Annotated in this window: 10 protein-coding genes; 2 read left to right on the top strand and 8 right to left on the bottom strand. The window is 75.1% G+C overall.

Translation table 11 applies throughout. The features are described from left to right. The first annotated feature begins 78 nt into the window (after positions 1–78). Entirely contained in the window at positions 79–1,128 is a 1,050-nt protein-coding gene (locus ABIE39_RS16085; RefSeq protein WP_354052556.1) for an aldo/keto reductase, read from the top strand. 64 nt (positions 1,129–1,192) lie between these two features. On the opposite strand, the gene ABIE39_RS16080 is transcribed toward ABIE39_RS16085, so the two are convergent. The 3 genes from ABIE39_RS16080 to ABIE39_RS16070 all read right to left on the bottom strand — a co-directional run bounded on the left by ABIE39_RS16080 (position 1,193) and on the right by ABIE39_RS16070 (position 3,916). Then, positions 1,193–2,530, bottom strand: coding sequence for an RNA polymerase sigma factor (locus tag ABIE39_RS16080; RefSeq protein ID WP_354052554.1), 1,338 nt, complete (start codon positions 2,528–2,530; stop codon positions 1,193–1,195). A 33-nt stretch (positions 2,531–2,563) separates the two neighbouring features. Beyond that, positions 2,564–3,001, bottom strand: coding sequence for a YciI family protein (locus tag ABIE39_RS16075; protein WP_354052552.1), 438 nt, complete (start codon positions 2,999–3,001; stop codon positions 2,564–2,566). 117 nt (positions 3,002–3,118) lie between these two features. Next, a complete protein-coding gene (locus ABIE39_RS16070; RefSeq protein WP_354052550.1) occupies positions 3,119–3,916 on the bottom strand; it encodes an ABC transporter ATP-binding protein in 798 nt (265 codons plus the stop codon). Between the two features lie 247 nt (positions 3,917–4,163). On the opposite strand from ABIE39_RS16070, the gene ABIE39_RS16065 reads away from it, so the two are divergent. Beyond that, the gene (locus ABIE39_RS16065) at positions 4,164–6,449 is read left to right on the top strand and encodes a SpoIIE family protein phosphatase (RefSeq protein WP_354052548.1); all 2,286 of its coding nucleotides are present in this window, start codon (positions 4,164–4,166) and stop codon (positions 6,447–6,449) included. Positions 6,450–6,529: 80 nt separating this feature from the next. Here ABIE39_RS16065 and ABIE39_RS16060 read toward each other — a convergent pair whose 3' ends face one another. From ABIE39_RS16060 to ABIE39_RS16040, 5 genes are all read right to left on the bottom strand, one after another. After that, the gene (locus ABIE39_RS16060) at positions 6,530–7,003 is read right to left on the bottom strand and encodes an ATP-binding protein (protein WP_209828385.1); all 474 of its coding nucleotides are present in this window, start codon (positions 7,001–7,003) and stop codon (positions 6,530–6,532) included. Next, complete coding sequence (locus ABIE39_RS16055; RefSeq protein WP_228485224.1) at positions 7,000–7,335, bottom strand: STAS domain-containing protein; 336 nt, start codon at positions 7,333–7,335, stop codon at positions 7,000–7,002. The genes ABIE39_RS16060 and ABIE39_RS16055 overlap by 4 nt, the downstream gene beginning before the upstream one ends. A gap of 227 nt (positions 7,336–7,562) precedes the next feature. Further along, a complete protein-coding gene (locus ABIE39_RS16050; protein WP_354052546.1) occupies positions 7,563–11,162 on the bottom strand; it encodes an RICIN domain-containing protein in 3,600 nt (1,199 codons plus the stop codon). Between the two features lie 204 nt (positions 11,163–11,366). Continuing rightward, on the bottom strand, positions 11,367–13,571 hold the full coding sequence (locus tag ABIE39_RS16045; RefSeq protein WP_354052544.1) for a beta-galactosidase: 2,205 nt from the start codon (positions 13,569–13,571) through the stop codon (positions 11,367–11,369). Positions 13,572–13,792: 221 nt separating this feature from the next. Continuing rightward, positions 13,793–15,124, bottom strand: a complete 1,332-nt coding sequence (locus tag ABIE39_RS16040) for an ABC transporter substrate-binding protein (protein WP_043654300.1) — start codon at positions 15,122–15,124, stop codon at positions 13,793–13,795. Positions 15,125–15,208 lie beyond the last annotated feature (84 nt).

The raw sequence follows: 15,208 nt of genomic DNA, 5'->3' as shown, positions 1-15,208 counted from the left end.
CACGAGGGACGGGACGCCCGGGCGGCCCGGTCGTGGGCCGGGGTGGGCGTCGCGGCCGGCGCACGCCAGAATGGGCCTATGCCCCTCGCCCCGCGCTACCTCGCCGCCGACGACCGCTACGACACCATGACCTACCGGCGGACGGGGCGCAGCGGCCTCGACCTGCCCGCGATCTCGCTCGGTCTGTGGCACAACTTCGGGGACGTGAACCCGTTCGAGACCCAGCGCGCCGTGCTGCGCCGCGCGTTCGACCTCGGGATCACCCACTTCGACCTGGCGAACAACTACGGCCCGCCCTACGGCTCGGCGGAGGAGAACTTCGGCCGGCACCTCGCGCAGGACCTCGGCGCGTACCGCGACGAGCTCGTCATCTCGTCGAAGGCCGGCTACGACATGTGGCCCGGCCCCTACGGCGACGGCGGGTCGCGCAAGTACCTGCTCTCCTCGCTCGAACAGTCGCTCCGGCGGATGAACCTCGACTACGTCGACGTCTTCTACCACCACCGTCCGGACCCGAGCACGCCGCTCGAGGAGTCCATGCGCGCGCTGCACGACGCCGTCCAGCAGGGCAAGGCGCTGTACGTGGGCGTCTCCAACTACTCGCCCGCGCGCACGCGCGAGGCCGCGGCGGTCCTCGCCGACCTCGGCACCCCGCTGCTCATCCACCAGCCGAGCTACTCGATGCTCAACCGCCACGTCGAGGACCCGGCGCACGAGGACGCGTACGACGGCGTGCAGACCGAGTCGCTGCTCGACGTCGTGGGCGACCTCGGCGTCGGCACCATCGTCTTCTCGCCGCTCCAGCAGGGCCTGCTCACGGACCGCTACCTGTCCGGGTCGGCACCCGAGGGGTCGCGCGCGGCCCGCCCGGACTCGCCGTTCCTGTCCGAGAAGAACCTCGACGAGACGTACCTGGAGCGTGCCCGGGCGCTGAACGAGATCGCGGGCGCCCGCGGCCAGACCCTCGCCCAGCTCGCCCTCGCCTGGGTGCTGCGCGACGAGCGCGTCACCTCCGCCCTCGTCGGGGCGAGCAGCGTCCGCCAGCTCGAGAACAACGTCGCGGCGCTCTCTGCGCCGCCCCTCACCGACGACGAGAAGGCCACCATCGAGTCCGTCCTCGCGAGGTAGAGCGCCGGTCGCGCGAGGTAGAGCCCTGGTTGCTACCAGGGCTCTACCTCGCGGGGTGGTCGGGTCACGCAGTGTGTGGGTCGGCCGACGACGACGCGGCGGCGGCGCGCTCGAGCAGGAGCTGGCGCTCGTAGCGGGTCGGGGCGAGGGCGGCGGCGCGCTCGAGCACGTCGGCCGCCTCGGCGTGCCGACCCAGGCGGGTGAGCAGGTCTCCGCGCACGGCCCCGTAGAGGTGGTGGCGCGCGAGCCGAGGGTCGTCCGCGACGCCGTCGAGCACCGCGAGCGCGGCCGCCGAGCCGTCCGCGAACCCGACGGCGACGGCGCGGTTGAGCTCGACGACCGGCGACGGCGCGACGGACGCGAGCGCGTCGTAGAGCGCGACGATCGCGTCCCAGTCGGTCTCCGCCCAGGTCCGGGCGCGCGCGTGGCACGCGGCGATCGCGGCCTGGAGCGAGTAGGCGCCGAGCGCCCGTCCGGCCCGCGCGCCGAGCGTGAGCGCGCGGTCGAGGGCGTCGAGCCCGTGGCGCACGAGGAGCCGGTCCCAGCGCGCGCGGTCCTGGTGCTCGAGGAGCACGGGCGCACCGTCGGGCCCGGTGCGCGCGGCGAAGCGGGACGCCTGGAGCTCCATGAGCGCGACGAGCCCGTGCACCTCCGGCTCGGCCGGGAGCAGCCCGGCGAGCACGCGCCCGAGGCGCATCGCGTCGTCGGCGAGCTCGCGCCGCACCCACGTGTCGCCCGACGTCGCGGCGTAGCCCTCGGAGAAGACGAGGTACACGACCTCCAGCGCGGCGGGCACCCGCTCGGCGAGCTCGTCGGCCTGGGGGACGGCGAACGGGACGCGCGCCTCGGCGAGCGTCCGCTTCGCCCGCGAGATGCGCTGCCCGACGGTCGCGGACGGCACGAGGAAGGCCCGCGCGACCTCGTCGGTGGTCAGGCCTCCGACGAGGCGCAGCGTGAGCGCCACGCGGGACTCGCGCGGCAGCACGGGGTGGCACGCGACGAGGACGAGCGCGAGCAGGTCGTCGCCCACCGGGTCCTCGACGACCGCGTCGGGAGCCGGGACGGAACCGACGAGGACGGCGCCGCCGTCGGCGGGGTGCGCCGTCGGGCCTCCCCACCCGCCGGGCGCGGCGAGGTCCGCCGCGAGCCGCGCGTACTTCTCGTCGCGCGTGCGCTCGCGGCGGACCAGGTCGACGGCGCGGCGGCGCGCGACCGTCGTCAGCCACGCGCCGGGGTTGTCCGGCACGCCCTGCATCGGCCACTGCTCGAGCGCCGCGACGAACGCCTCCTGCGCGACCTCCTCGGCGAGGCCGACGTCGCGCAGGGTGCGGGCGAGACCGGCGACGAGCCGCGGCGACTCGATGCGCCACACGGCGTCGACGGTGCGGGAGACGTCGGTCATGCCCGGGCCCGGCCTCGTCGTGCGGGTCCGGCGTCAGGCGCCGTGCTGCGCGCGGATCTGGTCGGCGAGGCCCTCGTCCTTCTCGCGCTGCTCGGGCGTGTACTCCGCGCCGAAGTCCTCGGCCTCGAAGATCGGCCGGATCTCGAGCACCTCCTCCAGGCCCGCGCTCGGGTCGCTCGGGCACTTCCGCGCCCACTCGACGGCTTCCTCGAGCGAGGAGACCTGCCAGATCCAGTACCCGGCGACGATCTCCTTGGACTCGGTGAAAGGACCGTCGACGACCGAGGTCTCGCCGCCGCGGAACACGACCCGCGCGCCCCGGGACGTCGGCTGCAGGCCCTGCCCGTCGAGCATGATGCCGGCCTGGACGAGCTGCTCGTTGTACTCGCCCATCTGCGCGAGCATCTCCTGCGTCGGGGCGATCTTGTCCTCGTCGGCCCCGCTGCCCTTGATCATGACCACGACTCGCATGACGTTCCTCCTCGGTGAGTGCCTCCTCGACCGTAGTGTCGTGGAGGCGGGTTCACCAGGACGTCGGACGGCGGACCCCGGTCTTCGACACGGCCCGCCGACGAGTTCTCCCGGACGTCAGCGGAAGCGCTGGACGGCCAGCGGGGCGGCCTCCGCGAGGCCGCGGACGGCCGGGTGGTCGGCGCCCGGCGCCGTGCCCGCGAACACGTCGCGCAGCGACCCCGACGCGACGAACGTCCCGTCGGCGAGCACGTGCACGGTGGGGCACATCCGCTCGACGAGCTCGAGGTCGTGCGAGACGAGCAGCACGGCGGTGCCGAGCGCGGCCGTCGCGTCGGCGAGGCGCCGCACCACGTCGCCGCGCATCGCGGGGTCGACGGCGGTGAGCGGCTCGTCGAGGAGGAGCGCCCGGGGGCGCGTCGCGAGCGCGACGGCGAGCGCGACGCGCTGCTTCTCGCCGCCCGAGAGCGACTGCACGGTGCGCGGCGCGTACCGGGGTTCGAGCGCGACGTCGCCGAGCAGGTCTTCGACGGACCGCCCGCTCGGGCGGCCGGCGCGCCGCGCATCCTTGAGCGCCGCGGACAGCGTGCGGTCCACGGTCCAGCGGGGGTCGATGCCGATGCCGGCGAGACCGTCCTGGGAGACGCGGCGCACGTCCGCCGTGAACTGCTTCTTGTCCCGGCGGGAGAGCCTGCCGACCGTCCGCTCGGCGTACGTCACGTGGCCCGCCGTCGGGCGCACGAGGCCGACGAGCGCGCGCACGATCGTCGACTTCCCGGCACCAGACTCCCCGACGATCCCGACCGGCGCGGTGCCGGGGGTCACGTCGAGGTCGATGCCGTGCACGACGTCGGGACCTCCGTAGCCGGCCGCGAGGCCGCTGGCGCGCAGGAGGGGGGTCGTCGTCGTGCTCATGGGTCACCTTCTGGTCGTCGGGGTCCGGGCGGGCGGTCCGGGCTCCCGCTCGTCCGACGAACGACGCTACCGCGGAGTTCCGTGGTGTCGGTCACGGGGCTCGTCCGACGACGCCCGGGAGCCCGGCGCACGAGCGTGTCCCGGCGCGCGGTAGCCTGGGGCACGCGTCTCCGGATCCTCGAGCCCAGGTGGTCCGCCGACCGTAGTACGGCAACCGTCCCTGGACGCGATGCCCGGACGGAGGATCGTGACCAGGACGGTCGACGAGCCGGAGCTTCTCGCGCCCGGCGAGGCGGTGGACCTCGACAACTGCGCCCGCGAACCCATCCACGTCCCCGGCATGATCCAGCCGCGCGGGGTCCTGCTGGTGGTGCGCGAGGCCGACGGCGTGCTGCTCCAGGCGTCGGCGAACGTCGAACGGCACCTCGGCGTCCCCGCGGAGGTGCTCGCGGGTCGGCCGCTCGCCGACGCGCTCGGCGCGGAGCCCGCGCGCGACCTGCTCGAGCACGCGGCGGACGGCGCGGACCTCGCGACGCGCAACCCCGTGACCCTGCACCTCGACCGGTGGGACGGGCGGCCGCTCGACGTCGACGCCGTGCTCCACCGGCCCCCGCTGCCGGCGGAGGGCCCGGGGTCCGAGCCGGTGCTCGTCGTCGAGATCGAGACCGCGTCGGGCGCGCGCCCGCTGACGTTCCCCAACACCTACCTCGCCGTCCGGCAGGCGTTGCGCGACCTCGAGCGCGCCGCGACGCTCGACGAGCTGTACGACGACGCGGCCCGGCACGTGCGCGCGCTCACGGGGTTCGACCGCGTGATGATCTACCGCTTCGACGCCGACCACAACGGCGAGGTCGTCGCCGAGGCGCGCCGGGACGACCTCAACGCGTTCCTGGGGCTGCACTACCCGGCGTCGGACATCCCGCCGCAGGCGCGCGCCCTGTACGAGAAGAACTGGATCCGGCTCATCGCGGACGTGGACTACGCGCCGCAGCCGGTCGTCCCGACGCTGCTGCCCACGACGGGCGCGCCCCTCGACCTCACGTACTCGACGCTGCGCAGCGTCTCGCCGATCCACCTCGAGTACCTGCGCAACATGGGCGTGCGGGCGTCGATGTCGATCTCGCTCCTGCGCGACGGCAGGCTGTGGGGGCTCGTGGCGTGCCACCACTACTCCGGGCCGCACGAGCCGCCCTTCGAGGTCCGCACCGCCGCGGAGTTCCTCGGGTCCGCGCTCTCGGTCCGGCTCGTCTCCCAGGCGGAGGACGAGCGGGAGATCGAGGTGCGGCGCGCCGAGGGCGTCCTCGCGCACCTCGCCGCGGACAGCCGCGACGAGAGCGTCCCCATCGGCATCGCCCTGACGCGCTCGGGGTGGCTGCGGCGCCTCGTCCGGGCCGACGGCGCGGCCGTCGTCGCGGAGGGCGGGCTCATCGCGGTCGGCAACGTGCCCGACGAGGACGGGTGCCGCGCGCTCGTCGCGTGGGTCCTCGGGCACGGCGAGGACCTGGTCACGACCGACGCCCTGCACCGGGACGCGCCCGAGGTCGCGGCGCTCGTGCCCGACGTCGCGGGCGTCCTCGGCATCGTGCTGCCCGAGGGGCAGGTCGTGCTGTGGGTGCGCGACGAGGTCCTGCGGCACGTGGACTGGGGCGGCGACCCGTACAACAAGGAGATCGCGCGCGGCGAGGACGACTCGGTGCGGCTCAGCCCGCGCAAGTCGTTCGAGCGGTGGCGCGAGGTCGTGCGCGGGCACAGCCTGCCCTGGACGTCGGACCAGACGGACGTCGCGACGTCGTTGCGCGGCCACCTCGTCGAGGCCCTCTACCTGCGCGGCCGCAAGGCGGTGCGGGCGACGGAGGAGCTCCAGCGGAGCCTCCTGCCCGCGCTCCTGCCCGACGTCCCGGGGTGGACGCTGCAGTCGCGCTACGAGTCGGCGGGCACGGGACTCGTGGGCGGCGACTGGTACGACGCGCTCGTGCTGCCGTCCGGGCGGCTCGCGCTCGTCGTGGGCGACGTGACGGGCCACGGGCTCCAGGCCGCGGCGACGATGGGCCAGCTCGGGACGACGCTGCGCGCCGCGCTCGTGAGCACGGGTTCCGCGGTCGAGGCCGTGACGCTCCTGGGCGAGGTCGCGCGCTGGACGCTCCCCGGCGAGGTCGCGACGATCGCCGTCGCGGTGCTGGACCCGGTGACCGGCGTCGTCGAGCACGTCTCGCTGGGGCACCCGCCGCTGCTCGTCGTCGCGCCCGACGGCACGACGAGCTGGACGGAGAGCGCGATCGTGCCGCCGCTCGGGCTCGTGGACCGCGTGCCGCCCGCGCAGCACGTCCAGGTGCCGCCCGGCGGCGCGCTCGTGCTGTACAGCGACGGTCTCGTGGAGCGGCGCGAGGAGTCGATCCTCGACGGGCTCCGGCGGCTCGCGGCGTTCTTCGCGGCGGAGCCGGGGACGGTCGACGTCGACGGCGTCGTCGCCGCCGCGCGCGACCCGCGCTCCGCGGACGACGCGACCCTGCTCCTGGTGCGTCGCGACGCCTGAGGTGCCCCCGGGAAGTGCGGCGTCCGAGCCGCGCGGCGGGGGGAGCCGCGCCGCGGCGGAGGGTGCGTGACGGCGGGGCGTCAGCCGATCGGGAGGAGCGCGCTGCGCACGCCGGCCCCGCCACGGAAGACGGGGACGTCGAAGCGCGCCCAGACGTGCTTCTCGCCGGTGCCGGCACGGAACCAGCCGACGGCCGTCGAGGCGCGCTGCGCGAGCACGAGGCCGAACCCGCCCGCGCCCGGTGACCGCCGGCCCGCGACGACCGGGACGTCCGGCGAGTGGTCGACGACGTCCACGACGAGCTCGCGGCCGTCGCTGAGCAGCCGCACCTGCGTCGGGGGGAGGCCGTGGCGCAGCGCGTTCGTCGCGAGCTCGCTCGCGACGAGGACGACGCGCTCGGGCGTGGCCTCGAGCGCGCGGTCCGCGGGCAGCGGGGCGCCGGTGAGCATGCGGTGCAGGCCCTCCCGCAGGGTGGCGAGGTCCGCCAGCGTGCGCAGCGGCCAGGCACCGATCTCGACGAAGCCGGGCGGTACCGCCGCGTGGGCGAAGGTCACGCCTCGTCCTCGGCAGGTCCGGCGTCGTCGGTGAGCTCGAACAGCTCGGCGACGCCGCTGAGCTCGAGCAGGTCGCGGACGCGCCGCGGGACGCGCTCCAGCACGGGTGCCCCCGAGCCGGCCGTGGCGGCGTGGTAGAGCAGGCGCAGGCCGCCCGAGTCCATGAAGGTGACCGCGCCGAGGTCGATGTGGATGCGCCCGTCGGCCGACTGCGCGAGCCGCAGCAGCTCGTCCTCGCGCCGGGCCTGGACCGCGGCGTCGATCTCGCCGCGCATGGTCCAGCGCGTGCCGCCGGCCGTCGTCAGGACGTCTCCGCTCGTGGTGGGGGTCACGGTGGTGGGCTCCTCCTCGGTCCCGGCACTGTACCGGGCACCCGGGATACGGTACGCGGCTCCGCCGACGCACGCGAGGCAGTGTCGCGGCGTGGCCGCGATCGTCGGGTGACGTGCCTCTCCCGCGCCGCGGAGGGCGGCGCGGGGGAGCCACGACGAGGGCCGCACGGCGGGCCGGGACGGCGTCGCGGACGACGCCGACCCGACCCGCCGGGCGGCCGGACGGCTCAGCAGGAGCGCGCGTCGAACGCGACCTCGAGCGGCGCGAACCCGTCGACCGTCACGACGGCCGTCCCGCCCGGGACGGACGCCGCGCGCGACGCGAACGACTGGTAGGCGCTCGCGCCCGGCGCCACCGCGGCGACCGTGCGCGTGCCGTACGGCGTCGCGAGCGTCACGTCGAGCGGCGCGTGGCCGTCGTTCGTGGCGCGGACCGCGACGTACACCTTGCCGGCCAGGCACCGCGTCTCGGCGGTGACCGCCACGGGCGCCGCACCGGCGTCGGCCGTCCAGCGCAGGGCGTACGCCCGCTGCGTGCCGTCCTCGGCCGTGACGCGCACCGTCGTCGTGCCGGGCACGCCGTCCGCGGCCTCGACCGCGACCGTCGCCCAGGGGTCGTGCGCGACCGCCTCGACGGCGGGCACGTCGCCCGTGACCGGCACGTCGTACGTCGTGACGGCCGGGTCGAACCCGGTGAGCGGCTCGCCGGCCACGGTGATGCCCGACGCCGCGGCGTCGGTCCCCGTGCCCGGCACCTTGGCGAGCACCTCGATCTCGGAGACCACCAGGTGGGTGTTCGCCCGCGCCGTGAGGACGACGCGCACGGACGACGTCCGCACGTCCGCAGGGATCTCGACCGCGGGCGCGGGGCCGTCCGGCGAGGCGTCCACCGTGACGGGCGCGCCGACGTCGGTCCACGTGCCGCCCACGAGCGCCTGGAGCCGGACGGACTGCGCCCAGCTCGCGCTGGACCCGTCCTTCCAGAAGCGCGTCACGACGCCGGTGACGTCGCGGTCGCCCGGGAGCGTGACCGTGAGCGTGTCGGACGCCCGCTTGGTGCCCGACACCCAGTTCGACCACGCCTTGTCGGTGAGGTTGCCGTTCACGACACCGCCGACGGCGTAGCCCGGCTCGGTGAACGTCGCGCCGGCGGTCGTGCCCGCGACGAGCGCTCCGTTGGCGGACGCGGCCTCGGTCACCTGGACGCGGACGGTGGCCGGGAGCGTGTCGCCCGCCCCCGCGTCGGCCGTGCCCGTGAGCTCGACGACCCCGACGCCGTCGTACGCGCCCGCGGGGGCGTCGTCCCAGACCACGGGGCGCTCGACCTCCGCGCCGCCCGCGGCGACCGCCGTGACGGTCGCGGGCAGGGCCGGGGTGCCGCCCGCGTACGCCTTGGCGCGCGCGGGGAGCGTGGACGTGAGCTCGTCGACGACGACGGTCGCCGTCGCGGCGACCTCGCCGCCGGTCGGGGTGGCCACCGTGCCCGCCACCTCGACGGTGCCGCGCTCGGCCCACGCGTCGTCGTCCGGCACGGCCCACGAGACGGGGAGTGCGCCGCGCGCCCCGTCGCGGTAGACCGGCGTGACCGTCGCGGGCAGCTCGGGCGCGGTGCCCGGCGTCGTGAACGCCCGGACGGGCTCGGTGCCGAGGACCGTCTCGTCGACGATCCGCCAGCGCTGGTTCACGCCCGAGTTCGCGAGGTACGTGCCCACGGGCGAGCCGTCCGCCGTCGCCTGGCCGCCGACCTCGAGGAGGGTCTTCGAGGACGCGTTGACGAGCGTGAAGGTGCCGTCGCCGGTCGTCGAGAGGATCCACTGCGCGGCGAGCGGGGTGTCCGCGACGTCGGCGGGCGCGTCCTGGAGGACGGCGGACGTGTCGGCCGCGACGGCGAGCTGGCGGCCCGTGGCCGCGTTCGTCACGGCGTAGCGCGTCCGGTGCGTGCCGGAGCCCTCGGGGGCGCCGAGCGCCGTGAGCTCCCACGCCTGCTCCGCGACCGGCGCGTCGGTGCGGATCACGACGCCCGTGCCCGACGCCGACGGCGCGAGCGAGCGGTCCGCCTGCACGCCGTCGAGACGGTAGGCGTGCCCGCCCTGCACGAGCGCGGCGTCGTCCGCGACGCCGGAGACGCCGTCGACGACGAACGTCGTCACGGACTCGGCCGGCACGACGAGCGTCGCGCTGGGGCCGTCCGTGCCCGGCGTGACGGCCACCGGCTCGCCCTCGACGAGGTAGCCGGCCGTGCTCGTGACCACGGGGGTGACGGTCGCATCGGACCCGACCGCACCGAACTTCGACAGGTCGAGCGTCACGGCGCGCTCGGCCTTCGTGGCGTTAACGTGCACGACCGTCGCGGACGTGCCGTCGGCCGACACCGCGGCCGTGCTGCTGGCGTCGTCCGAGCGGATCAGCGAGTCGCCCGGCTCGATGTAGTGCGTGAAGTTCTGGGTCGCCCAGTACTTCGTGTTCGTGTAGATCGGGCACGTCTCGAGCGTGTCCTCGGCGGTGCAGTCGAACGGGATCTGGATCTCGCCCCAGTTCATGCCGTTCGCGCTCTCGCCGCCGGGCGCCATGTTGGCGTAGTCCTCGACCGGCTGCCAGAACACCCACGCGCTCGGCTCGAGCTCGCGCAGGTCGTCGACGATGTGCTGCGCGCTGCCGAGGCCGGACTCCATGGTCTCGAAGTCCTGGCCCGTCGAGCTCCAGTTCCCGCCGACCTCGCTCATCCACAGCGGCTTGTCCTCGCCCTTGGCGATGTCGCGGACCGTCGTGCGCTGGCCCGTGCCGTAGGTGTGGACGTTGAGCTGCGACACCTGGTCGCGGACCGCCTGCGGGTACGCGTTCCAGTTGGTCGCGAACGTGCCGGGGTTGGTCTCGTCCATCGCCGAGATCACGGCGTCGGTCGAGGAGCCCTCGAGCGCCGCGGCGAGCGCCGGGACGACCTTCGCCTGGAGCGCGGGGCCCATGTGGGCGCCCTCCTGGCGGCCGCCGGTGGGGTTGCCGTCGGCGCCGAGCTGCGTGCCCCAGTAGTTGGTGTTGGGCTCGTTGAACGGGTCGATCGTGTCGACCTCGATGCCGTGCGCGTCCTCGAGGCGCTCGGTCACGCCGACCAGGTAGGCCGCGAAGTCGTCGATGCTGTCCGTCTTGAGCTGGTCCGCGGTCGAGCTGAACCCGCCCGAGACGTACCCGCTCACGGTCATGAACCACGGCGGGGAGTTGCTGAACGTCTCCCAGTGCGTGACGTCGTCCTTGATGCGGTCGACCCACCAGCGCTGCGTCGCGTCGGCGTCCTCGTCCCAGTGGTCCGGGTTCTCGGGGTCCCACCAGTCCACGTCGGTGCGCGTCGTGCCCTCGGGCGCCTTCCACCAGCCGTCGACGGCGCCGCCGGCGCGCAAGTAGTCCGGCACGTCGGGAGCGTTCCCGCCGCCGACGTTGTAGCGCGCGATGTTGAGGTTGAGGCCCTCGTCGCCGAACACCATGTCCGCGAGCCGGTCGCGGATCTCGTCCGGGTAGCCGCCCGTGGCGTTGGCGAACCACACGAGGCTCGTGCCCCAGCCCTCGAACGGCGCGCCCGCGTACGACGGGTCGGGCGTCACGGTGACGCCCGCGACGTCGGCGGGGGCCGCCGTCGTGCCGGTCGCGGCGACCGCGCCCGCGGGCGAGGCCTGCGCGGGCAGGGCCGCGAGCGCGCAGCCCGCGACGAGCGCCCCGGCGCCGAGGCCCGCGACGACGCGGGCCCCCGTCCGGCGGGCGGCCGGGCCGCCCGGGCCCGTGCGGCGAGGACCGGGTGGTCCACCCCGCGTGGTCGTGTCGGTCTCGGTCGGGCTCATCCCTGAGCCACCTCCTTCGCGTCGCTGCGAACCGGCGGGGTGCACCGGGTGCGGGTCGTTCCCGCGGGGGTCTGTCTGCCGAGGTAGAGCCCTGGTCTGCCGAGGTAGAGGCGTGGTCTCGACGACCGCGACCGCTGCCTCCACCTCGGCGTTACCAGGCCTCTACCTCGGGGTACCGGGCCTCTACCTCGTGGTACCGGGGCTCTACCTCGCGGTGGCGGGCTGCTTCCTCGGCGGGGTCGGCTCGGCCGGGCGGCGGACGACCGCGACGCCGCGCGGCTCGAGCAGCAGCGCGCCTTCCACCGTGCCCTCCACCGCGGCCTCCGCCGTGCCTTCCGCCGTGCCGGCCCTCGTGCCCGACGCCGTGAGGCGGCGCCCGGCGAGGACGTCGCCCGCGACGTCGGGCACCTCGACCGGGCGGGCCGTGCGGTTGACGAGGAACCAGAAGTCGTCCGTGCCGTCGGTGCGGACCGCGAGCTCGACGTCGCCGCGGACGGCGGCGGGCAGCTCGCTGCGCACGCCCGCGTCGTCGAGCAGGCGGGCGAGCACGGGGACGAGGCCCTGGCGGCCGAACCGCGTGGAGACGTACGCGGCGGAGCCCTCGCGGGCGCCCGTGCCGTCCCCGCTGCGGACCGTCCGGCGCGTCACCGCGGCACGCCCGGCCTGCTCGCCGGTCTTGTACCAGCCCAGCACCTCGACGTCCGGGTCGACGACGTCCACCGGCTCGGTCCACACCGTGCCCTCGAGCTGCTCGCCCGCGAGCTCGACCGTCGCGCTCTCGCCGTCCAGGAGCGGGGCGAACTCCTCGACCCGGATGCCGAGCAGGTCGCGCAGCGCGCCCGGGTAGCCGCCGAGCCAGGCGTGGTCGTCCTGGTCCACGACGCCCGAGAAGTAGGTCGTGACGAGGTGGCCGCCCGCCTCGACGAACGCCGTGAGGCGGTCGCGCAGGCCGGCCGGGACGACGTGCAGCACCGGCGCCACGACGACGTCGTACGTCGCGAGGTCCGTCGCGGACGGCACGACGTCCGCGCGCACGCCGAGAGCGAGGAACGCCGAGTACCAGTCGAGCGCCTCCTGGCGGTAGCGCAGCCGGTCCGTCGGGTGGGAGTCGAGCTCGCTCGTCCACCACGAGTCCCAGTCGAAGACGATCGCGGCGCGCGCGGGCTTCTGCGTGCTGCCCGCGACGGGCGCGAGGTCGCGCAGGGTCGCGCCGAGCGCGACGACGTCACGGAATAGGCGCGAGCGCTCGCCCGCGTGCGGGACCATGCCCGAGTGGTACTTCTCCGCGCCGGCCGCGGACTGGCGCCACTGGAAGTAGCAGACCGCGTCGGCGCCGTGGGCCACGTGGGTGAGCGAGTCGCGCGCGAGCTCGCCCGGCTTCTTCGCGACGTTCACGGGCTGCCAGTTCACCGCGCTCGTCGAGTGCTCCATGAGGAACCACGGCCGGTGCCGGGCGATGCCGCCCGTGAGGTTCGCGGAGAACGACAGCTCGTCGAGCGCCTGCGGGCCGGGCAGCACGTAGTGGTCGTTGGAGACGAAGTCGAGCTCGTCCGCCCACGCGGCGTAGTCCATGCCCTTCGTCTCGCCCATGACCATGAAGTTCGTCGTCACGGGCACGTCCGGCGTGACGCGGCGCAGGATCTCCGCCTCCGCGCGCAGGTACTGCCGGAGCGCGTCGGACGAGAAGCGCTTGAAGTCGAGCTGCTGGGTGGGGTTCGGGTGCGACGCCGCGAGCCGCGGCGGGAGGACCTGGTCCCACGCGCTGTAGCGCTGCGACCAGAACGCGGTGCCCCACGCGGCGTTGAGCGCGTCGAGCGTCGGGTAGCGGTCGCGCAGCCACGCGCGGAAGGCGGCGGCCGCGTCGTCGGAGAAGTCGTAGACGTTGTGGCAGCCGAGCTCGTTCGACACGTGCCAGGCGACCAGCGCGGGGTGGTCGCCGTACCGCTCGGCCATGCGCTCCACGAGGCGCAGCGCGTGCTCCCGGAAGACCGGCGACGTCGGGCGCCACTGCTGTCGCGCGCCCGGCCACAGGGTCTCGCCCGTGCGGGTCTGCGGCAGGATCTCCGGGTGCTTCGTCGTCAGCCACGGCGGCGGCGAGGCGGTCGCCGTCGCGAGGTCGACCGTGATGCCGTGCGCGTGGAGCAGGTCCATCGCGTCGTCGAGCCACGCGAAGTCCCACGTGTCCTCGGTCGGCTGGATGCGGGCCCACGAGAAGATCGCGAGCGAGACCACCGTCACGCCGGCCTCGCGCATGAGGCGGACGTCCTCGTCCCAGACCTCGCGCGGCCACTGGTCCGGGTTGTAGTCCGCGCCGTAGGACAGGCCCGACGGCGTGTACGCACCGGGCTCGCCCGGCGGCGTGTGCGGCCCGGGACGGCGCAGCCAGCGGAACGGGGTGGGGGAAGACATGCGTGCTCCTAGCGGGACGGTGCGCGGCGACGGGCGGTGCCCGGCCGGTCGGGAGGACGCGCGACGGCGTCCTCGGGGAGGTGGGGGGGGGGGGGGGGGGGGGGCCCCCCCCCCCCCCCCCCGGGGGGGGGGGGGGGGCGGGGGGGGGGGGGGGGGGGGGCGGGGGGGGCGGCCGCCCCCCCCCCCCCCCCCCCCCCCCCGGGGGTGACGGTGTCAGCGCGTCACTCGTTGACGGTGAAGCCCTGGTCCTTGCCGTAGGTGACCGTGGCGTCCTGCCACGCGGTCAGCCCGTCGGCGAGCGGGGTGCCCGAGACGTAGGCCTTGCCGACGGTGTCGTTGAAGACGGAGTTCGCGTACACCTGGAACGGCAGGTACGCCCAGCCCTCGGCGACGTGCGCGGCGGAGTCCGCGAGGACCTCGTTGACCTTCTGGCCGCCGAAGTACTCGAACTCCTGCTGCGTGAAGTCGTCGGCCTCGAGCTCGGCGACGGTCGCGGGGAACGCGCCCTCGGCGACGCGGGTCGCGATCCCGTCACCGACCGTCGCGTACTCGAGGAACGCCCACGCGAGGTCCTGGTTCTTGCTCGCCGCCGGGATGGCGAGCGAGCTGCCACCGTTCTCGGAGGTGACGTCGGCGCCGGCCTCCCACTGCGGCATGGGCGCGACGGCCCAGTCGCCCGAGGCGGACTCGACCGAGGTCTCGAGGTTGCCGCGCATCCAGGCGCCGATCACGAGGCTCGCGATCGACCCGTCGGCGAGGCCCTGGTACCACTCGTCGCTCCACGACGTGACGGGCGCGACGAGGTCCTCGTCGATCATCTGCTGCCACGTCGTCGCGAACTTCTGCGTGCCCTCGTCGGAGAAGTCGACGGTGACGTCGGTCCCGTCGACCTGGTAGGGGCGCCCGCCGGCCTGCCAGATCATGGAGGTCGTGAAGCCGGCGTCGCCCGTGTCGTTGGTGAGGTACGCGCCGGGGTCGGCGGCGTGCAGCGCCCGGGCGGCCTCGACGTACTCGTCCCACGTCGTCGGTACCGCGATGCCGTGCTCGTCGAACACGCGCTTGTTGTAGAAGAGCGCCATCGGGCCGGAGTCGGTCGGCAGCGCGTAGACGCCGTCGCCCTGCGTCACGGCGTCCCACGGGCCGGGCGTGAACGTGCCGTCGAGGTCGTCGGCCCCGTAGGACGAGAGGTCGGTGAGCGCCTCGGAGAGCGCGAACTGCGGGAGGGCGTAGAACTCGATCTGCGCGACGTCGGGCACGCCGGAGCCGGCGGCGATCGCGTTCTGGAGGGCCGTGTACTGGTCGTTGCCGGTGCCGGCGTTGACGATGTCGACCGTCACCCCGGGGTTCTCCTCCTCGAAGTCGGCGGCGACGCTCTCCAGCGTGGGGTCCCAGGCCCACACGGTGATCGTGCCGCCCTCCTCGAGGGCGCTCTCCGCGTCGTCGGAGCTCCCGCCGCCCGACCCGCCGCTGCAGGCGGTGAGCACGAGGGCGAGGACGCCGGTGGCGGCGATGGCGGCGGTCGCTCGGCGCGACCTGCGGGTGATGGGGGACATGCGGGTTCCTCTCACTTCGTCGTCAGACGGACGGGTGGTGCGTGGGGTGGTGCGGGTGGGGGTGTGCGCCGGGGTGCCGGCGGG

Source organism: Cellulosimicrobium sp. 4261, from assembly GCF_040546915.1.
In the GTDB taxonomy this organism is placed as follows: domain Bacteria; phylum Actinomycetota; class Actinomycetes; order Actinomycetales; family Cellulomonadaceae; genus Cellulosimicrobium; species Cellulosimicrobium cinnabarinum.
The sequence above is the reverse complement of the archived record's forward strand: the minus strand, read 5'-3'. Positions and strand labels throughout refer to the sequence as shown.